The sequence below is a fragment of the Mycolicibacterium brumae genome, from assembly GCF_025215495.1.
GTDB lineage: Bacteria > Actinomycetota > Actinomycetes > Mycobacteriales > Mycobacteriaceae > Mycobacterium > Mycobacterium brumae.
The window spans coordinates 3,073,887-3,092,490 of the sequence record NZ_CP104302.1 but is presented as its reverse complement, the minus strand read 5'-3'; the positions used below and the strand labels follow the sequence as shown (position 1 = coordinate 3,092,490).

Annotated in this window: 15 protein-coding genes; 11 read left to right on the top strand and 4 right to left on the bottom strand. The window is 69.8% G+C overall.

The genetic code is table 11. The features are described 5' to 3' along the window. The first annotated feature begins 4 nt into the window (after nucleotides 1-4). The 6 genes from mtrA (at nucleotide 5) to secA (ending at nucleotide 9,263) form a co-directional block, all read left to right on the top strand. Nucleotides 5-691, top strand: a complete 687-nt coding sequence (gene mtrA / locus L2Z93_RS14980; protein ID WP_090587346.1) for an MtrAB system response regulator MtrA — start codon at nucleotides 5-7, stop codon at nucleotides 689-691. A 39-nt stretch (nucleotides 692-730) separates the two neighbouring features. After that, nucleotides 731-2,401, top strand: coding sequence for an MtrAB system histidine kinase MtrB (mtrB, locus tag L2Z93_RS14975; protein ID WP_090587344.1), 1,671 nt, complete (start codon nucleotides 731-733; stop codon nucleotides 2,399-2,401). After that, nucleotides 2,398-4,161 (top strand): MtrAB system accessory lipoprotein LpqB, encoded by a 1,764-nt coding sequence (gene lpqB / locus L2Z93_RS14970; protein WP_090587341.1) that lies wholly within the window; start codon nucleotides 2,398-2,400, stop codon nucleotides 4,159-4,161. The genes mtrB and lpqB overlap by 4 nt, the downstream gene beginning before the upstream one ends. Before the next feature lie 150 nt (nucleotides 4,162-4,311). Further along, nucleotides 4,312-4,944 carry a ComF family protein gene (locus tag L2Z93_RS14965; protein ID WP_090587622.1) on the top strand — a complete coding sequence of 211 codons (633 nt, stop codon included), beginning with the start codon at nucleotides 4,312-4,314 and terminating at the stop codon, nucleotides 4,942-4,944. A gap of 738 nt (nucleotides 4,945-5,682) precedes the next feature. Then, nucleotides 5,683-6,324 (top strand): ribosome hibernation-promoting factor, HPF/YfiA family, encoded by a 642-nt coding sequence (gene hpf / locus L2Z93_RS14960; protein WP_090590875.1) that lies wholly within the window; start codon nucleotides 5,683-5,685, stop codon nucleotides 6,322-6,324. 161 nt (nucleotides 6,325-6,485) lie between these two features. Further along, on the top strand, nucleotides 6,486-9,263 hold the full coding sequence (secA, locus tag L2Z93_RS14955) for a preprotein translocase subunit SecA (protein ID WP_090590871.1): 2,778 nt from the start codon (nucleotides 6,486-6,488) through the stop codon (nucleotides 9,261-9,263). 10 nt (nucleotides 9,264-9,273) lie between these two features. On the opposite strand, the gene L2Z93_RS14950 is transcribed toward secA, so the two are convergent. Further along, nucleotides 9,274-9,708, bottom strand: a complete 435-nt coding sequence (locus L2Z93_RS14950) for an Rv3235 family protein (RefSeq protein ID WP_090590867.1) — start codon at nucleotides 9,706-9,708, stop codon at nucleotides 9,274-9,276. A gap of 174 nt (nucleotides 9,709-9,882) precedes the next feature. On the opposite strand from L2Z93_RS14950, the gene L2Z93_RS14945 reads away from it, so the two are divergent. From L2Z93_RS14945 to L2Z93_RS14925, 5 genes are all read left to right on the top strand, one after another. Further along, nucleotides 9,883-11,298, top strand: coding sequence for a WS/DGAT/MGAT family O-acyltransferase (locus L2Z93_RS14945; protein WP_090590949.1), 1,416 nt, complete (start codon nucleotides 9,883-9,885; stop codon nucleotides 11,296-11,298). Nucleotides 11,299-11,325: 27 nt separating this feature from the next. Continuing rightward, nucleotides 11,326-12,189 (top strand): polyphosphate kinase 2, encoded by an 864-nt coding sequence (gene ppk2 / locus L2Z93_RS14940; RefSeq protein WP_090590863.1) that lies wholly within the window; start codon nucleotides 11,326-11,328, stop codon nucleotides 12,187-12,189. Between the two features lie 7 nt (nucleotides 12,190-12,196). Continuing rightward, a complete protein-coding gene (locus L2Z93_RS14935) occupies nucleotides 12,197-12,718 on the top strand; it encodes a DUF6912 family protein (RefSeq protein WP_234786195.1) in 522 nt (173 codons plus the stop codon). 118 nt (nucleotides 12,719-12,836) lie between these two features. Further along, a complete protein-coding gene (locus L2Z93_RS14930; protein ID WP_090590856.1) occupies nucleotides 12,837-13,985 on the top strand; it encodes a ferredoxin reductase in 1,149 nt (382 codons plus the stop codon). 67 nt (nucleotides 13,986-14,052) lie between these two features. Then, a complete protein-coding gene (locus L2Z93_RS14925) occupies nucleotides 14,053-15,363 on the top strand; it encodes a fatty acid desaturase family protein (protein WP_090590852.1) in 1,311 nt (436 codons plus the stop codon). 3 nt (nucleotides 15,364-15,366) lie between these two features. On the opposite strand, the gene L2Z93_RS14920 is transcribed toward L2Z93_RS14925, so the two are convergent. Genes L2Z93_RS14920 through aroA form a run of 3 tightly spaced genes read right to left on the bottom strand, consistent with a single transcriptional unit; the run spans nucleotide 15,367 to nucleotide 18,572 of the window. After that, a complete protein-coding gene (locus tag L2Z93_RS14920; RefSeq protein ID WP_090590848.1) occupies nucleotides 15,367-16,215 on the bottom strand; it encodes an aldo/keto reductase in 849 nt (282 codons plus the stop codon). Nucleotides 16,216-16,246: 31 nt separating this feature from the next. After that, on the bottom strand, nucleotides 16,247-17,248 hold the full coding sequence (gene rsgA / locus L2Z93_RS14915) for a ribosome small subunit-dependent GTPase A (protein WP_090590845.1): 1,002 nt from the start codon (nucleotides 17,246-17,248) through the stop codon (nucleotides 16,247-16,249). A gap of 10 nt (nucleotides 17,249-17,258) precedes the next feature. After that, a complete protein-coding gene (aroA, locus tag L2Z93_RS14910) occupies nucleotides 17,259-18,572 on the bottom strand; it encodes a 3-phosphoshikimate 1-carboxyvinyltransferase (RefSeq protein WP_090590841.1) in 1,314 nt (437 codons plus the stop codon). Between the last annotated feature and the right edge of the window lie 32 nt (nucleotides 18,573-18,604).

Here is an 18,604-nt window from a genome sequence, read left to right as displayed (position 1 = left end):
CACCATGGGACCCATGAGGCAACGGATCCTTGTCGTCGACGACGACGCTGCACTGGCCGAGATGCTCACCATCGTGCTTCGCGCGGAGGGATTCGACACCGCGGTCATCGGCGACGGCAGCCAGGCGCTGGCCGCGGTCCGCGATCTGCGCCCCGACCTGGTGCTGCTGGACCTGATGCTGCCCGGCATGAACGGCATCGACGTGTGCCGCGCGATCCGCGCCGACTCCGGCGTCCCGATCGTCATGCTGACCGCCAAGACCGACACCGTCGACGTGGTGCTGGGCCTGGAGTCCGGCGCCGACGACTACGTCATGAAGCCGTTCAAGCCGAAGGAACTCGTCGCCCGGGTGCGGGCCCGGCTGCGCCGCAACGACGACGAGCCCGCCGAGATGCTGTCCATCGCCGACATCGACATCGATGTGCCGGCGCACAAGGTCAGCCGCGACGGTGAGCAGATCGGCCTGACCCCGCTGGAGTTCGACCTGCTGGTGGCGCTGGCGCGCAAGCCGCGCCAGGTGTTCACCCGCGAGGTGCTGCTGGAACAGGTGTGGGGCTACCGCCATCCGGCCGACACCCGACTGGTCAACGTGCACGTTCAGCGTTTGCGCGCCAAAGTGGAGAAGGACCCGGAGAACCCACAGGTGGTTCTGACGGTCCGCGGCGTCGGCTACAAGGCCGGCCCTCCGTAAACATGCGGGAGCTGACAATCATGTCCACCGGGTCGACGCGTGTGGCGCTCTAAGCGTCGGATCCAGGGCAGCTGGGGGCCGGCCGACCCGCTGATCCGCGCCCTGAAGGCGCTCGGTCGCGCGCTGGGCGTGCTGTGGCGACGCTCCCTGCAGCTGCGCGTCGTGGTGCTCACCCTCGGCTTGTCGCTGGCCGTGCTGCTGGTGCTCGGATTCGTGCTGACCAGCCAGATCACCGACCGGATCCTGGACGTCAAGGTGCGCGCCGCGACCCAGGAGGTGGAGCGGGCCCGCGGATCCGTCGGCGCCATCGTCGGCGGCGAGGAAGCCCGCTCGCTGGACTCCAGCCTGCAGTTGGCGCGCAACACCCTGATGTCCAAGACCGAACCGGCCTCCGGCGCCCGGCTGGCCGGGGCCTACGACGCGGTGCTGGTGGTGCCCGGCGACGGGCCCCGCGCGGCGACCGCCGCCGGACCGGTCGACGAGATCCCGCCCGCGCTGCGCGAATTCGTCAAGGCCGGCCAGGTCGCCTACCAGTACGCCACCGTGCACACCGAGTCGTTCTCCGGCCGGGTGCTGGTGGTCGGCACCCCGGCGGTGTCCCGGGTGCCGAACCTGGAGCTGTACCTGATCTTCCCGCTGACCAGCGAGGAGAACACCATCGCGCTGGTCCGCGGCACCATGGCCACCGGCGGGGTGGTGCTGTTGCTGCTGCTGGCCGGTATCGCGCTGCTGGTCTCTCGGCAGGTGGTGCTGCCGGTGCGCGCCGCCGCCCGCACCGCCGAACGCTTCGCCGAGGGCTACCTGTCCGAGCGGATGCCGGTTCGCGGTGAGGACGACATGGCCCGGCTTGCGGTGTCGTTCAACGATATGGCGGAGAGTTTGAGCCGCCAGATCACCCAGCTCGAAGAGTTCGGCAACCTGCAGCGCCGGTTCACCTCCGACGTCAGCCACGAGTTGCGCACCCCGCTGACCACGGTGCGGATGGCCGCCGACCTGATCCACGACCACGGCGAGGACCTCGACCCGGCGCTGCGCCGCTCGGCCGAGCTGATGGTCGCCGAGCTGGACCGGTTCGAATCGCTGCTGGCCGACCTGCTGGAGATCTCCCGGCACGACGCCGGTGTCGCCGAACTCTCGGTGGAGTCGATGGATCTGCGCGCGACGGTCAACAGCGCGCTGGAGAACGTCGGGCACCTGGCCGCCGACGCGCAGGTGGAGCTCAACGTCGACATGCCCGACTACGAGGTGACCGCCGAGGTCGACGCCCGCCGGGTGGAGCGCATCCTGCGCAACCTGATCGCCAACGCCATCGACCACGCCGAGCACAAGCCGGTGCTGATCCGGATGGCCGCCGACGAGGACACCGCCGCGGTGACCGTCCGCGATTTCGGGGTGGGGCTGCGGCCCGGCGAGGAGAAGCTGGTGTTCAGCCGGTTCTGGCGCTCGGACCCGTCCCGGGTGCGCCGCTCCGGCGGCACCGGGCTGGGGCTGGCGATCAGCATCGAGGACGCCCGGCTGCACCAGGGCCGGTTGGAGGCCTGGGGCGAACCCGGAAACGGCGCCTGCTTCCGGCTGACCCTGCCGCTGGTGCGCGGGCACAAGGTGACCACCTCGCCGCTGCCGCTCAAACCGCCCGGCGGTGAGCGCGGCCAGCGGGCGCTGGAGCAGGCCTCCCAGCGGGCGCTGGAGCAGGCCGGAGACAGTCGATGACCCGCTTGGCGCCGCTGCTGCTGGCGGCGGCGCTCGCGCTCACCGGCTGTGCGGGGGTGCCCAGCACCTCCGCGCCGCAAGCCGTCGGCACCGTGCAGACCCCGGAGCCGCGCACCCTGCCGAAGCCGACGCCGGCGATGGACTCCGATCAGCTGCTGCGCGAATTCCTCAAGGCCACAGCGGATCCCGCGAACCGGCACCTGGCGGCGCGGCAGTTCCTCACCGAGAACGCCTCGCATTCCTGGGACGATGCCGGCAGCGCGGTGCTGGTCGACAAGGTGGTCTTCGTCGAAACCCGAAGCGCGGAAAAGGTTTCCGTCCGGATGCAGGCCGACATCCTCGGATCCCTTTCGGACATGGGTGTTTTCGAGACGGGGGAGGGCGAGCTGCCCGACCCGGGCGCAATCGAACTGGTGAAGACCTCCGAGGGCTGGCGGATCGACAAGCTGCCCAACGGGGTGTTCCTGGACTGGCAGCAGTTCCAGCAGACCTACAAGCGCTACACGCTGTACTTCGTCGACCCCACCGGCAAGACCACGGTGCCCGACCCGCGCTATCTCGCGGTGTCCGAACCGGATCAGCTGGCCACCGAACTGGTCAGCAAACTGATCGCTGGCCCGCGCCCGGAGATCGAGCGCAGTGTGCGCAATCTGGCCGGGGCGCCGGTGCGGCTGCGCGGCCCGGTGACCCGCGCCGACGGCGGGACCGCCGGCGTCGGCAAGGGCTACGGCGGCGCCCGCGTCGAACTGGAGGGCCTGGACACCACCGACCCGGCCAGCCGATCGTTGTTGGCCGCCCAGATCATCTGGACGCTGTCGCGCGCCGACATCCGCGGGCCGTACGTGATCAACTCCGACGGCGCCCCGCTGGACGACCGGTTCGCCGAGGGCTGGGCCACCACCGATGTGGCCGCGACCGATCCGGGCGCGGCCGAAGGGGCGGCCGCCGGCCTCTACGCGCTGGTCGGCGGATCCCTGGTGTCGCTCAACGGGCAGCAGACCGCGCCGGTGCCCGGCGCCTTCGGCGGCAGGCCGGACCAGCGCGCGGCGGCGCTGTCGTGGGACGGGCACTCCATCGCGTCGGTCGTCGTGCAGCGCGAGGGCGCGCCGGATCAGGCCTCCCAGCTGTGGATCGGCGCCGACGGCAGCGACGGCGTCCAAGGCGCCGACGGCCGCACCATCAGCCGGCCGACCTGGGCGCTGGACAACTCCGTCTGGGTCGTCATCGACGGCAACAATGTGGTCCGGGTGGTGGCCGAGGCCGCCTCCGGCCAGCCGGCCCGGGTGCCCGTCGACATCACCGCGGTGCGCGGACGGTTCCCCGGCGCGATCACCGAACTGCAACTGTCCCGCGACAGCACCCGGGCGGCGATGGTGATCGACGGCCAGGTGGTGCTGGCCGGCGTCGGGGAGGCCCCCGGCGGCGAGATGGCGCTGGTCCGGCCGCGACGCCTCGGCTTCGGGCTGGGCGATTCTGTGGTGTCGCTGTCCTGGCGCACCGGCGACGACATCGTCGTCACCCGCACCACCGCCGAGCATCCGGTCTCCTACGTCAATATCGACGGGGTGAATTCCGACGCGCCGGCCGCCGGGCTGAACATGCCGGTGACCGTGGTGGCGGCGAACCCGTCGACGGTCTACGTCGCCGATCGCCGTGGCATCCTCGCGCTGTCGGGCTCCACCGCCGACAACGGCGAGCAGGTCTGGACCGAGGTGCCCTCGCTGATGATCGAGGGCGCCATCCCGGTCCTACCCGGCTGATTAGCGTGGCGGGCTCGACCGCGAGGACACCCGCTGAGTCGTGGCGGGCTCAGCCTCGCGGATCGACCCGCGTGGAGGCATCCCCAGCCTCGTCGAGGCTGAACTGCGCCACCGCGGCCCGGCGCGCAGACTCCTCAGATGTTCGACGCGCTGCTGGACCTGGTGCTGCCGACCGAGTGCGGCGGCTGCGCGGCGCCGGGAACGCGCTGGTGCGAGGCCTGCGCGACAGCTCTGCGCGTCGGCGCCGACGAACCGCTTCTCATCACGCCGCGGGTCGACCCCGGAGTCCCGGTGTTCGCCCTCGGCAGGCACGCCGGCGCCCGCCGAACGGCCGTCGTCGCGATGAAAGAGCACGGCCGCCGCGATCTGCGGGCCCCGCTGTCCACGGCGCTGGCCGACGGGATCGACCGGTTGCTGTGCTGGGGCGTGCTCGAGTTGCCGTTGACGGTCGTGCCGGCGCCGACGCGTTGGCTGTCGGCCCGTCGCCGCGGCGGAGACCCCGTCACGCTGCTGGCCCGAGCGGCCGTCGGCGCCGCGCCGGGCGTCGTCGTCGTGCCCGCCCTGCGCACCGCGGCGCGGGTGCGTGACTCCGTCGGCCTGAGCGCCGGCGCTCGGGAACGAAACCTGTCCGGTCGCATTCGGCTGATCCGCCGCCCGCCGCCGGAGGAGGTGCTCCTGGTCGACGACATCGTCACCACCGGCGCGACGGCCGCCGAGTCGGTCCGGGTGCTGGCCGCCGCCGGAGTCCAGGTCGTCGCGGTGCTGACCCTGGCGTACGCGTGACCCGGGCCGTATGGACGCCGTTCTTCCCGCGCCGACTTTCCCGCGCCGACGCATCGACCGAGAATTCAGGCAGGCGAGTGAGAACTGGTGGCGGGGCCGTCATCGATTGAGATCTCTGGGATGCATTTGAGACATGAGGTAGGTCAGTGAGACGCCACGGTTCCGGTTCTCCGTCGCGTGGAACACCTGGGCGGTTTTGCGTCCTGCGGTCGCCACCACGTTCCATTCGACGGGGAACGGCCGCCCGGAGCTCTCACTCGCATCCCTGATTTCTCAAACGCCTCCCTGAGGTCTCAGTCGATGGGCCGCCCCGCCGTCATGTCTCAAAGGCGTCCCTGGATTCTCACTCGATGGCGCCGGCCCCGAAACCCGGAGCCCGCCGGAAACCCGGAGCCCCCCCGAAACCCGGAGCCCGCCGGACACCCGAGCCCCGCCGAAACCCCGAGCCCCGCAGGAAACCCGACCCCCGGACACGCCCGGCCCAAGTGACCGCAGTCCATGAAACTCGGGCCTAAAGATCAGGTAACTGGTGCGTGAAAGAGGTGGAAACTCACGGTTGAATCGGGCTACGGTCGGGGCATACCGATCGACACAGTCGGACAAGCCGGAATCGGCAGGAGGTGATGCGTCCACCTGCTCTCCGCGGGTGTTGAGAAGACGTAGACTCCCCGCTCAAGTGTCAGATCATGTGAGACCAAATGCGCACTGCGCGCGACGCAAAAGAGAAACGAGTAGACGATGACGTCAAGCCAAGTTGATGCTGGCCAGGCCGTGGACGCCGAAGTGGTGGTCAAGGGACGCAACGTCGAGGTGCCCGAGCACTTCCGTGTGCATGTCTCCGACAGGTTGGCCCGGCTGGCCAAGTTCGACGACTCCATCTACCTGTTCGATGTCGAGTTGCACCACGAACCCAACCGCCGCCAGCGCAAGAGCAGCCAGCACGTCGACATCACCGCCCGCGGCCGCGGCCCGGTGGTCCGCGGTGAGGGCAAGGGCGAGAACTTCTACGCCGCCCTGGAGCTCGCCGTCACCAAGCTGGAGAAGCGGCTGCGCCGCGGCAAGGACCGCCGCACCATTCACTACGGCGAGAAGACCCCGATCGCCCTGCACGAGGCCGCCGCGATCGCGCCGCTGTTCGAGCCGAACGCCGCGACCCCGGAGTTCATCGACGCCGTCGAGGCCTACGACGACGTCGCCGAGCCCGGCCACATCGTCCGCGTCAAGGAGCACCCGAGCAAGCCGATGACCGTCGACGACGCGCTCTACGAGATGGAACTCGTCGGCCACGACTTCTTCCTGTTCCACGACAAGGAAAGCGACAAGCCGTCGGTCGTCTACCGCCGGCACGCCTTCGACTACGGGATCATCCGGCTCGTCTGACACACCCGCACAGCCAGCACGCCGACCCGGCCGGAGCCAATCCGGCCGGGTCGCTTGCATCTGGGCCCGGCGCCATCGACACTGCCTGTCGGGGGCAACCACGCGGTTCACTTACGATGGACCGCAATTACGCGTCGACCCGCTAGGGGATATCTGTGTCAGTGCTGTCGAAACTTCTGCGAGTCGGGGAAGGCCGCATGGTCAAGCGGCTCAAGGGGGTCGCGGACTACGTCGACTCACTGGCCGACGACGTGGAGAAGCTCAGCGACGAGGAGCTGCGGGCCAAGACCGACGAGTTCCGCGCCCGTCACGAGAAGGGCGAAAGCCTCGACGACCTGCTGCCCGAGGCGTTCGCGGTGGCCCGCGAGGCGGCCTGGCGGGTGCTGCTGCAGCGGCCGTTCCAGGTGCAGCTGATGGGCGGCGCGGCGCTGCACTTCGGCAACGTCGCCGAGATGAAGACCGGTGAGGGCAAGACCCTGACCTGTGTGCTGCCCGCCTACCTCAACGCCATCTCCGGCAAGGGCGTGCACGTCGTCACCGTCAACGACTACCTGGCAAAACGCGACGCCGAGTGGATGGGCCGCGTGCACCGCTTCCTCGGCCTGGACGTCGGGGTGATCTTGAGCGGACTGACGCCCGACGAGCGTCGCGCCGCCTACGCCGCCGACATCACCTACGGCACCAACAACGAGTTCGGCTTCGACTACCTGCGCGACAATATGGCGCACTCGGTCGAGGAGATGGTGCAGCGCGGCCACAACTTCGCCGTCGTCGACGAGGTCGACTCCATCCTGATCGACGAGGCCCGCACCCCGCTGATCATCTCCGGCCCGGCCGACGGCAGCTCGCACTGGTACTCCGAGTTCGCCCGCATCGCGCCGCTGATGGAGAAGGACGTCCACTACGAGGTGGACCTGCGCAAGCGCACCGTCGGCGTGCACGAACTCGGGGTGGAGTTCGTCGAGGACCAGCTCGGCATCGAGAACCTGTACGAGGCCGCCAACTCGCCGCTGGTCAGCTACCTGAACAACTCGCTGAAGGCCAAGGAGCTCTTCCTGCGGGACAAGGACTACATCGTCCGCAACGGCGAGGTCGTCATCGTCGACGAGTTCACCGGCCGCGTGCTGGTCGGCCGACGCTACAACGAGGGCATGCACCAGGCCATCGAGGCCAAGGAGCGCGTCGAGATCAAGGCCGAGAACCAGACCCTGGCCACCATCACGCTGCAGAACTACTTCCGGCTCTACGACAAGCTCTCCGGCATGACCGGCACCGCGGAGACCGAGGCCTCCGAGCTGCACGAGATCTACAAGCTCGGCGTCGTGCCGATCCCCACCAACCGGGACATGATCCGCGCCGACCAGTCCGACCTGATCTACAAGACCGAGGAAGCCAAGTTCATCGCCGTCGTCGACGATGTGGCCGAGCGGTACGAGAAGGGTCAGCCGGTGCTGATCGGCACCACCAGCGTGGAGCGCTCGGAGTACCTGTCGCGGCAGTTCACCAAGCGCAAGATCCCGCACAACGTGCTGAACGCGAAGTACCACGAGCAGGAGGCCAACATCATCGCCGAGGCCGGCCGGCTCAAGGCGATCACGGTGGCCACCAATATGGCCGGCCGTGGCACCGACATCGTGCTCGGCGGCAACGTGGACTTCCTGGCCGACGTCCGGCTGCGCGAGCGCGGCCTGGACCCGGTTGAGACGCCCGAGGACTACGAGGCGGCCTGGGACGACGTCGTCGAGAAGATCAAGGCCGAGGTGGAGGAAGAGGCCGAGAAGGTCCGCGAGGTCGGCGGCCTCTACGTGCTCGGCACCGAGCGCCACGAGTCCCGGCGTATCGACAACCAGCTGCGCGGCCGCTCCGGCCGCCAGGGCGACCCGGGGGAGTCCCGGTTCTACCTGTCCCTCGGCGACGAGCTGATGCGGCGGTTCAACGGCGAGACGCTGGAGGCGCTGCTCAACCGGCTGAACCTGCCCGACGACGTGCCGATCGAGGCCAAGATGGTCTCCCGCGCCATCAAGAGCGCCCAGACCCAGGTCGAGCAGCAGAACTTCGAGGTCCGCAAGAACGTCCTCAAGTACGACGAGGTGATGAACCGCCAGCGCAAGGTCATCTACGCCGAGCGCAAGCGCATCCTGGAGGGCGAGGACCTCGCCAAGCAGGCACACGACATGCTCGTGGACGTGATCACCGCCTACGTCGACGGCGCCACCGCCGAGGGCTACTCCGAGGACTGGGACCTGGAGAAGCTGTGGGAGGCGCTGCGCACGCTGTACCCCGTCGGCATCGACCACCACGACCTGATGGATTCCGCCGAGGTCGGCGAGCCCGGCGAGCTGACCCGCGAGGAACTGCTCGACGCGCTGGTCGAGGACGCCGAGGCCGCCTACGCCAAGCGCGAGGCCGAGATCGAGGAACTGGCCGGCAAGGGCGCCATGCGCCAGCTGGAGCGCAACGTGCTGCTCAACGTCATCGACCGCAAGTGGCGCGAGCACCTCTACGAGATGGACTACCTCAAGGAGGGCATCGGGCTGCGCGCGATGGCCCAGCGCGACCCGCTGGTCGAGTACCAGCGCGAGGGCTACGACATGTTCGTCGCGATGCTCGACGGCCTGAAGGAGGAGTCGGTCGGCTTCCTGTTCAACGTCGCCGTCGAGGCCGCGCCGCGGCCCGCGGTCGCCCCGGTGGCCGCGCCCGACGGGCTGGCCGAGTTCGCCGCGGCCGCCAAGGCCGGCGACGCAGCCGAGCCGGCCGAGCCGGCGCCGCAGCTGCGGGCCAAGGGCATCGAGGACGAGGACAACCGCAAGCTCACCTACACCGGCCCGAACGAGGACGGCGCCGCCGAGGTGCAGAACCACGACGGCGGACCGTCGCGCCCGACCGGCAGCCGCAAGGAGCGCCGCGAGGCCCAGCGCCGGGCCGCCAAGAAGCGCTAGCCCAGAAGAGCTAGCCGAGGTGCAGCGCCGTGACCCGCCAGCCGGGGCCCGCGGCGCTGACCCGGCCGGCCATCGCGTGCACCCGCGGACCGCGGGCGTAACTGGCGCTGATCTCGTACGCGCCGCCGGCGGCGTCGGCCGGCTGCAACCGCACCCGGCGCAACACCGCGCTGACCTGTCCGGGTGGGGCCGCGCTGCGCAGCGCGCCGACCGAGTCGGCCAGTCCGGCGGCCAGCAGCGCGCGCAGCTGGGACGGTTGACGACGGCGATCGAGCACCTCCAGCACCGCCCGCAGCGCAGCGGCGGCGAACGCCGCGGCGGCCTGCTGGCCCGGGGAGGGGCCGTCGGCGGCGCGGTCGGCGCCCTCGGACGCCGTCGGCAGGCCGGGATCCGGCCGCGCCGCGGCAGTCAGCGCCTCGTAGTCGACAACGGGTTCAATGGTCATATCGGCGGCCCTCCAGCGTTTTGGTCACATTCGCGCGATCAACGCGCAGGTGGCTGCTGGAGAGTGGCAGCGCTCGTGTCATCATGGCAGATCGCGGACCCGCGCGTGTTCACCGCGGAGGCGGCTGTGCGCATCGGGGCGCGGGGCCGACGGGGCAAGTAAGGGGTAGTGGATTTGGCGACCAGTCTTTCAGCCTCCGACGCCGCCTTCTACCGGCTGGAGAACACCTCGACGCCGATGTACGTCGGTTCGCTGTCGATCCTGCGAAAGCCCCGCGGCGGGCTGAGCTACGACACCCTGCTGGAGACCGTCGAGAAGCGGCTGCCGCTGATCCCGCGGTACCGGCAGAAGGTGCGCCAGGTCAGCCTGATCGTCTCGGCCCGCCCGGTGTGGGTCGACGACCCCGACTTCGACATCACCTACCACGTCCGGCGTTCCGCGCTGCCGGCCCCGGGCTCCGATGAGCAGCTGCACGATCTGGTGGCCCGGCTCGGCTCCCGGCCGCTGGACCGCTCCCGCCCACTGTGGGAGATGTATCTGGTCGAGGGCTTGTCCGGCAACCGGGTGGCGATCTACACCAAGAGCCACCAGGCGCTGGTGAACGGCATGTCCGCGCTGGAGATCGGGCACGTCATCGCCGACCGCACCGCCAAGGCGCCGGAGTTCGGCGAGGACATCTGGGTGCCCGGCCGGGAGCCCACCAACGCCCAGTTGATGTTGGGCGCCGTCGGCGACTGGATCGCCCGGCCCGGTCAGCAACTCGGGGTGCTGCGCTCGGCGCTGACCGGCATGGTCACCAACTCCGGTGAGGCGGTGCAGACCATCCGCCACTACCTGGAGGTGCTGCGCACCTTCACCCGCGGCACCGCGCCGAGCAGCCCGCTGAACACCAAGGTGTCGCGCAACCGCCGGTTCGCGGTGGCCAGCGGACCGCTGCAGGACTACCGGGCGCTGCGCACCCGCTACGACTGCGACGTCAACGACGTGGTGCTGGCCGTCATCGCCGGCGCGCTGCGCAACTGGTTGCTCTCCCGCGGCGAGCCGGTCAGCCCGTACACCACCGTCCGCGCGATGGCCCCGATGTCGGTCTACACCGATCCGGACTCCGACGGTTCCAGCGGACCCGGCCAGTCCATCAGCGAGGTGGCGCCGTTCCTGGTGGACCTGCCGGTCGGGGAGGGCAACGCGGTCATCCGGCTGTCGCAGATCTCGCACGCCACCGAAACCCATTCGGTGGTCACCAGTCTCGTCGACGCCCGCACCATCGTGACGCTGTCCGGGTTCGCGCCGCCGACCCTGCACGCCCAGGGCATCCGGGTCGCCAGCGGATTCCCGGCCCGTCAGTTCAACCTGCTGATCACGAATGTGCCTGGGGCGCAGTCGCAAATGTATGTCGCCGGCACGAAACTGCTGGAGACCTACGCGGTTCCGCCGCTGCTGCACAACCAGGTGCTGGCGATCGGGGTGACGTCGTACAACGGAATGCTGTACTACGGCATCAACGCCGACCGCGACGCGATGCCCGACGTCGACGTGTTGCCGACGCTGATCGCGGAATCGCTGGAAGAACTGCTGGAAGCGGCGCGCTGACCAGGGCCCCACACGTAGGATCCCCTGATGGGAAAGGGCACCGATGACGACAAGAAGAAGGCGAGGGCTTCCAAGGGCAAGGACAAGCCCAAGAAGCTGAGCAACGACGTTTACGAGGCCGAGTTGTTCAGGCTGCAAACCGAACTCGTCCGATTGCAGGAATGGGTGAAGGCTACCGGCGCCCGGATCGTCATCATCTTCGAGGGCCGCGACGCCGCCGGCAAGGGCGGCACCATCAAGCGGATCACCGAGTACCTGAGCCCCCGCGTCGCCAAGATCTCGGCGCTGCCCGCCCCCACCGAGCGGGAGAAGGGCGAGTGGTACTTCCAGAAGTACGTGCAGCACTTGCCCACCAAGGGCGAGATGGTGCTGTTCGACCGGTCCTGGTACAACCGCGCCGGCGTGGAGAAGGTGATGGGCTTCTGCACCCCGCAGGAGCACACGCTGTTCCTGCGGCAGACCCCGATCTTCGAGAACATGCTGCAGGACGACGGGATCCTGTTGCGCAAGTACTGGTTCTCGGTGTCCGACGCCGAGCAGTTGCGCCGATTCCGCGCCCGCCTCAACGACCCGGTTCGGCAGTGGAAGCTCTCGCCGATGGACCTGGAGTCGCTGTACCGCTGGGAGGACTACTCGCGGGCCAAGGACGAGATGATGGTGCACACCGACACCAAGTCCAGCCCCTGGTACGTGGTGGAGTCCAACATCAAGAAGCACGCCCGGCTGAACATGATCTCGCACCTGCTCTCCAGCATCCCGTACACCGACGTGGACCGGCCCAAGGTGGAACTGCCCAAGCGCCGGCCGGAAGGCAATTACGTGCGCCCGTCGCGGGATCTGTCCACTTACGTTCCCGATCACGTGGCCTCGCTGATGGGCGACAACGCATAGCGGCGCGCTGATGCGGGTGTACGTGCCGGCGACGCTGCCGATGGTGGCGCGCCTGGTCGCCGACGGTGAGGTGGCGGCCGTCAACAACACGGCGTTCGCGGTGACGCCTGCGCTGCGTGAGGCCTACGCCGAGGGCGACGACGACGAGCTCGCCGAGGTCGCGCTGGCCGAGGCGGCGCTGGCCGCGATCCGGTTGTTGGCCGCCGAGCTGCCCGACGGGAACCCGGGGCCCGATCCGATGGCCCGGCCGCGCCGGGTGGTGCTGGTGGCCGAGTCCGAGCCGGTGACGTTGCGGCCCGACCTCGACGACGCCGTGGTGCGGCTGGCCGGCCCGGTGCGGCTGGATCAGCTGGCCGCCGCGTTCGTCGACAACGCCGCGGCCGAGCCCGCCGTGACGGCCGCCATCGGGGTGATCGACGCCGCGGACCTCGGCGACGAGGACGCCGAGCTGACGGTGGGCGACGCCCAGGATCACGACTTGGCCTGGTACGCCACGCAGGAGCTGCCGTTCCTGCTGGAATTCCTGTAAACCTCTTGCCCGCACTGGCTACGCGACCGTAACCTACGGTACCGTAGGTTAGCTTTCGGTCGTTGAGCACGCGCGGCCGGGGATACGATGACGACCGCGCGGTCGAGTAGGGGCAGCGATGGCCAAGAGCTTCATCAAGACCAATGCCAAAGTGGTGGACACGGTCCGCCCGCGGGTCGCGGGCGCTGACCGGCACCCGGTCTGGCATTCGGTGCGCGGCCTGTTCGGCCGGATCACCACCCCGCTGCTGCCCGATGACTACCTGCACCTGGTCAACCCGCTGTGGTCGGCCCGCGAACTGCGCGGCCGGGTGGTCGCGGTGCGACGCGAGACCGCCGATTCGGCGACGCTGGTGATCCGCCCGGGCTGGGGCTTCAGCTTCGACCACCAGCCGGGGCAGTACATCGGCATCGGGGTGCTGATGGACGGCCGCTGGCGTTGGCGGTCCTACTCGCTGACCTCCGCCCCGGTCCAGGGTGAGGACAGTCGCGGCGCGACCATCTCCATCACCGTCAAGGCGCTGCCGGAGGGCTTCCTGTCCTCGCATCTGGTCGACGGCATCGCGCCCGGCACCGTGGTCCGGCTGGCCGATCCGCAGGGCAACTTCGTGATGCCCGATCCCGCGCCGGCCAAGGTCTTGTTCCTGACCGCCGGCTCCGGGGTCACCCCGATCATGTCGATGCTGCGCACCCTGGTCCGGCACGACCAGATCACCGACATCGTCCACGTGCATTCCTCGCCGACCGCGGACGACGTGCTCTTCGCCGCCGAACTCGACGCCTTGACCCGCAGCCATCTCGGCTACCGGCTGACGGTGCGCAGCACGCGCACCGAAGGACGCGTCGACCTGGGCCGTCTCGACGAGTTGGCGCCGGACTGGCGGGAGCGGCAGGCCTGGGCGTGCGGACCGGAGGCCATGCTGGCCGACGCCGAGCGGGTGTGGTCGGAGGCCGGGCTCGACGAGTCGCTGCACCAGGAGCGGTTCGCGGTGTCAAGGTCGGCGCCGCACGGCGCCGGCGGGACCATCACCTTCGAGCGCAGCGGCAAGTCGGTGCGCGCCGACGCCGCGACGTCGCTGCTGGAGGCCGGTGAGAGCCTCGGCGCGCAGCTGCCGTTCGGCTGCCGGATGGGGATCTGCCAGTCCTGTGTGGTGCCGCTGCTCGACGGGCACGTCCGCGACCTGCGCACCGGCGAGGAACACGAGCCGGGCACCCGGATTCAGACGTGTGTCACCACCCCCGCGGGCGACTGCGTAGTGGACGCATAGAAATTACTCAGAAGTAACCTACGGTCCCGTAGGTTACGCTATCGTTGGTGAAGCGAAAGGAGATGCGATGGCAATCTGCGATGTTCCGGAATTCGCGCATCTGACCGAAGCCGACGTCGAAAACCTCGGCGCCGAGCTCGATGCGATTCGACGTGATGTCGAGGAGTCCCTCGGGGAGCGCGACGCGCGCTACATCCGTCGGACCATCGCCGCGCAGCGCGCGCTGGAGGTGACCGGCCGGGTGATCCTGGCGGCCAGCTCCAAGCGCAAGGCGTGGTGGGCCGGCGCGACGACCCTCGGCGTGGCCAAGATCATCGAGAACATGGAGATCGGCCACAACGTCATGCACGGCCAGTGGGACTGGATGAACGACCCCGAAATTCACTCCTCCAGCTGGGAGTGGGACATGACCGGGGTCTCCAAGCACTGGCGGTTCACCCACAACTTCATGCACCACAAGTACACCAACATCCTCGGCATGGACGACGACGTGGGCTACGGGGTCATCCGCGTCACCCGCGACCAGAAGTGGACCCCGGCGAACCTGTTCAACCTGGGCTTCAACACCGTGCTGTGCGCGCTGTTCGAGTGGGGCGTCGGTCTGCAGCACCTGGAATTGGGCAAGATCTTCGGTGGTCGTGATGACCGCGACGCCACCCTCGTCCGGGTCAAGGAGTTCGCCGCGAAGGCCGGCCACCAGGTGGCCAAGGACTACGTGGCCTTCCCGGCGCTCACCGCGCTGTCCCCGGGCGCGACGTTCCGCTCGACCGCGACCGCCAACGCGCTGGCCAACGTCATCCGCAACGTCTGGTCCAACGCCGTCATCTTCTGCGGTCACTTTCCCGACGGCGCGGAGAAGTTCACCAAGACCGACATGATCGGCGAGTCCAAGGGACAGTGGTACCTGCGTCAGATGCTGGGCAGCGCGAACTTCGACAACGGCCCGGCGCTGCGGTTCATGAGCGGCAACCTCTGCCACCAGATCGAACACCACCTCTACCCGGACCTGCCCAGCAACCGGCTCTACGAGGTGTCCATCCGGGTCCGTCAGGTCTGCGAGAAGTACGACCTGCCCTACACCACCGGGCCGTTCCTGGTGCAGTACGGCAAGGCCTGGCGCACCATCGCCAAGCTGTCGCTGCCGAATAAGTACCTGCGGGACACCGCCGACGACGCCCCGGAGACCCACAGCGAGGCGATGTTCGCGATCCTCGGCGACGAGGACCTGACCGTCGACCCGGTGACCGGTGGCCGGTGGGGCCTCAAGCACGCGATGGACCGGGTGCGCACGGTGCGCCGCGAACGGCGACGGGCCCGCAAGAGGGCCGCCAAGAAGGGCGCCGAGGTGACCCCGATCAACCGCGGGGCAGCCGCCTAGTTTCTAGGTGGGCACCAGGTCGAAGGTGTCCGGGTCGGGCCCGATGCGGCCCGCCGGACCCTTGTCCAGGGCGTCCACCGCGGCCATCGCGGCGTCGTCGAGGGTGAAGTCGAACAGCTCGAAGTTGCTCCGCATGCGTTGCGGCGACATCGATTTCGGGAAGACGACATTGCCCTTCTGCAGGTGCCAGCGCAGCACCACCTGCGCCGGGCTTTTGCCGAGGCGCTCGGCGATGTCGACGATGGCCGGGTCGTCGAGCACCCGGCCCTGCGCGATCGGCGACCACGCCTCGGTGGCGATGCCGTGCTCGGCGCCGTAGCCGCGCACCTCGTCGTTGCCGAAGTAGGGGTGCGCCTCGATCTGGTTGACCGCCGGGACCGTCGCGGTCTGCTCCGCCAGCCGTCGCAGATGCGGGATCTGGAAATTCGACACCCCGATGCTGCGGGCGCGGCCTTCGTCGCGGAACTCCTCCAGCGTCTTCCACGTCGAGACGAAGTCGCCGTCGTAGCGGGTCGGCAGCGGCCAGTGGATCAGAAACAGGTCGACGTAGTCGAAGCCGAGCGCCTCCAGGCTGGCGTCGAAGGCCCGACGGGCGTCCTCGGGCCGATGCGCCCCGTTGTTCAGCTTGGTGGTGACATACACCTCCGAGCGGGCCAGCCCGCTGGACCGGATGCCCTCGCCCACGCCGCGCTCGTTGCCGTACATCTGCGCGGTGTCGATATGCCGATAGCCGATATCCAATGCGGTTCGGACGGTTTCGGCGGTCTCCTCCGGCGGCACCTGGTACACGCCGAAGCCGATTCGGGGGATGGAGGCGCCGTCGTTGAGGTCCAGTCGGGTCGTGTCGCTCATCGCTCCAGCCTGCTGCGGCTGCCCGACGCTGTCAACGTTCGGACTCGGGCGCCTCGCCGTCTCGCAGGATGGCCAGCAGATTGCGGGCCGCGGCGACCCGGCTCTGCGCCGGACCGGTCAGCGCGTCCAGCGCGCACTCCGGGTCGGCGGGTGGGCCGAGGTGCCCGCAGCCGCGCGGGCAGTCCTCGATGGCCGACGACAGATCGGAGAACGCCAGCAGCACATCGTCGGGGCTGATGTGCGCCAGCCCGAAAGACCGCACCCCCGGGGTGTCGATCACCCAGCCGCCGCCGGGCAGCGGCAGCGCCACCGACTGGGTCGAGGTGTGCCGGCCCTTCCCGACACCGGACACCGCGCCGATCGCCCGATCAGCCTCCGGCACAAGGCGATTCACCAACGTCGATTTTCCGACCCCGGAATGGCCCAGCAGCACGGTGAGTTTGCCGTCGAGCAACTCGTCGACCTCACGCAACTCGTCGTCGCGGCCGGCGACGACGATCCGCAGATCCAGATCGGCGAAATGGGCGGCGAACTCGCTCGCGTCGGCCAGATCCGATTTCGTCAGGCACAACACCGGCGCCAGGCCACCGGCGTAGGCCGCGATCAATGACCGCTCGACGAACCCGGTGCGCGGCGGCGGGTCCGCCAGCGCCACCACGATCAGCAGCTGATCGGCATTGGCGACGACGACCCGCTCGGTCGGGTCGGTGTCATCGGCGGTGCGGCGCAGCACTGTTCGCCGCGGGCCACGACGCACGATCCGGGCCAGCGTGTCGGTGCGGCCGGACAGATCGCCCACCACGTCGACCTCGTCGCCGACGACGATCGGGGTCCGGCCGAGCTCGCGGGCCCGCATCGTGGTGACCGGCCGGTCCGGGTCGCCGCCGAGCACCACGCCCCAGCGGCCCCGGTCGACGGTGACCACCATCGCGGCCTCGGCGTCGGCGTGCTCGGGCCGGGTCTTGGTGCGCGGGCGGGTGCCCTTGCCCGGGCGGATCCGGACGTCGGACTCGTCGTACTCCCGCTTGGCCACTGGAGACGCCTCAGGCCGGGGCGCTCAGCAGGTCGGCCCACATGCCGGGGAAGTCCGGCAGCGTCTTGGCGGTGGTCGCGATGTCCTGCACCCGCACCCCGGGAACCCGCAGCCCGATGATCGCCCCCGCGGTCGCCATCCGATGGTCGGCGTAGGAATGCCAAGTGCCGCCGCGCAATTCGGCCGTGGTGATCACCAGTCCGTCGTCGATCTCCACGCAGTCGCCGCCGAGGCCGTTGATCTCGGCGCACAGCGCGGCCAGCCGGTCGGTCTCATGGCCGCGTAGATGCGCGATTCCGGTCAGTCGCGACACCGAGCCGGGCCGGGCCAGCGCGGCCAGCGCGGCGGCCGTCGGCGCCAGCTCCCCGATGGCCGACAGATCCGCGTCGAAGCCGCCGTAGTCGCCGCTCCCGCTGACCGTCAGCTCCGTCTCGCCGCGCTCCAGCGTCGCGCCCAGCTTGCCGAGCAGCGCGAAGATCGCCTCGGCCGGCTGCAGGCTCGGGGTGGGCCAGTTCCGGATCCGGACCTGCCCGCCGGTGACGATCGCCGCCGCGAGGAACGGCGTCGCGTTCGACAGGTCGGGCTCGATCACCCAGTCCCGGCCCGCGACCGGCCCGGGGTGCGCGCGCCACACCTCGGGTTCGTCGTCGTCGACGCGCACCCCGGCCTGGCGCAGCATCGCCGTCGTCATCGCGATATGCGGCGCCGACGGCACCCCCGCGCCGCCGGGCCCGGGGCGGTGCCGAACGGTGACCCCGTCGCGGAACGCCGGACCGCAGAGCAGCAGCCCGGAGACGAACTGCGACGACGCCGAGGCGTCGATGTCGACCGCGCCGCCGGCCACCGCGCCGGCGCCGGCCACCGTGAACGGCAAACCCGAGCCGGTGATGTCCACGCCGAGGACTCGTAGGGCGTCCAGCAGCGGGGCGATGGGACGCGACCGGGCCTGCTCGTCGCCGTCGAAACCGACGGTGGCCGAGCTGAGCGCGGCCAGCGGCGGCACGAACCGCAGCACGGTGCCGGCCAGCCCGCAGTCCACCGTCGCGTGCGGCGCCGGGGCCAGCACACCGCAGACCCGCAACTCGGTGGGATCCTCGCGCACCGGCGACACATCCAGGCCCAGGGTTCGCAGCGCCGCGATCATCAGGTCGGTGTCCCGGCTGCGCAGCGCGCCGGTCAGCGTCGAAGACTGCCCGGAGACCGCCGCGGCGACCGCGGACAGCAGCAGGGCGCGGTTGGTCAGCGACTTCGATCCCGGGATCGTCACCGCCGCGTCCACCGGCGTGGCGGCGACCGGCGCGGGCCACAGCGGGAGTTCAACCATGGCGCTTATCCTGCCAGGTGGGTTCAGGCGGA

Bases quoted from the DNA above. Each gene is read 5' to 3' on its own strand.
- ppk2 (WP_090590863.1), top strand. From the start codon at position 11,326: ATGGGAAAGGGCACCGATGACGACAAGAAGAAGGCGAGGGCTTCCAAG.
- hpf (WP_090590875.1), top strand. From the start codon at position 5,683: ATGACGTCAAGCCAAGTTGATGCTGGCCAGGCCGTGGACGCCGAAGTG.
- aroA (WP_090590841.1), bottom strand. From the start codon at position 18,572: ATGGTTGAACTCCCGCTGTGGCCCGCGCCGGTCGCCGCCACGCCGGTG.
- L2Z93_RS14930 (WP_090590856.1), top strand. From the start codon at position 12,837: ATGGCCAAGAGCTTCATCAAGACCAATGCCAAAGTGGTGGACACGGTC.
- mtrA (WP_090587346.1), top strand. From the start codon at position 5: ATGGGACCCATGAGGCAACGGATCCTTGTCGTCGACGACGACGCTGCA.
- L2Z93_RS14925 (WP_090590852.1), top strand. From the start codon at position 14,053: ATGGCAATCTGCGATGTTCCGGAATTCGCGCATCTGACCGAAGCCGAC.
- L2Z93_RS14950 (WP_090590867.1), bottom strand. From the start codon at position 9,708: ATGACCATTGAACCCGTTGTCGACTACGAGGCGCTGACTGCCGCGGCG.
- lpqB (WP_090587341.1), top strand. From the start codon at position 2,398: ATGACCCGCTTGGCGCCGCTGCTGCTGGCGGCGGCGCTCGCGCTCACC.
- L2Z93_RS14920 (WP_090590848.1), bottom strand. From the start codon at position 16,215: ATGAGCGACACGACCCGACTGGACCTCAACGACGGCGCCTCCATCCCC.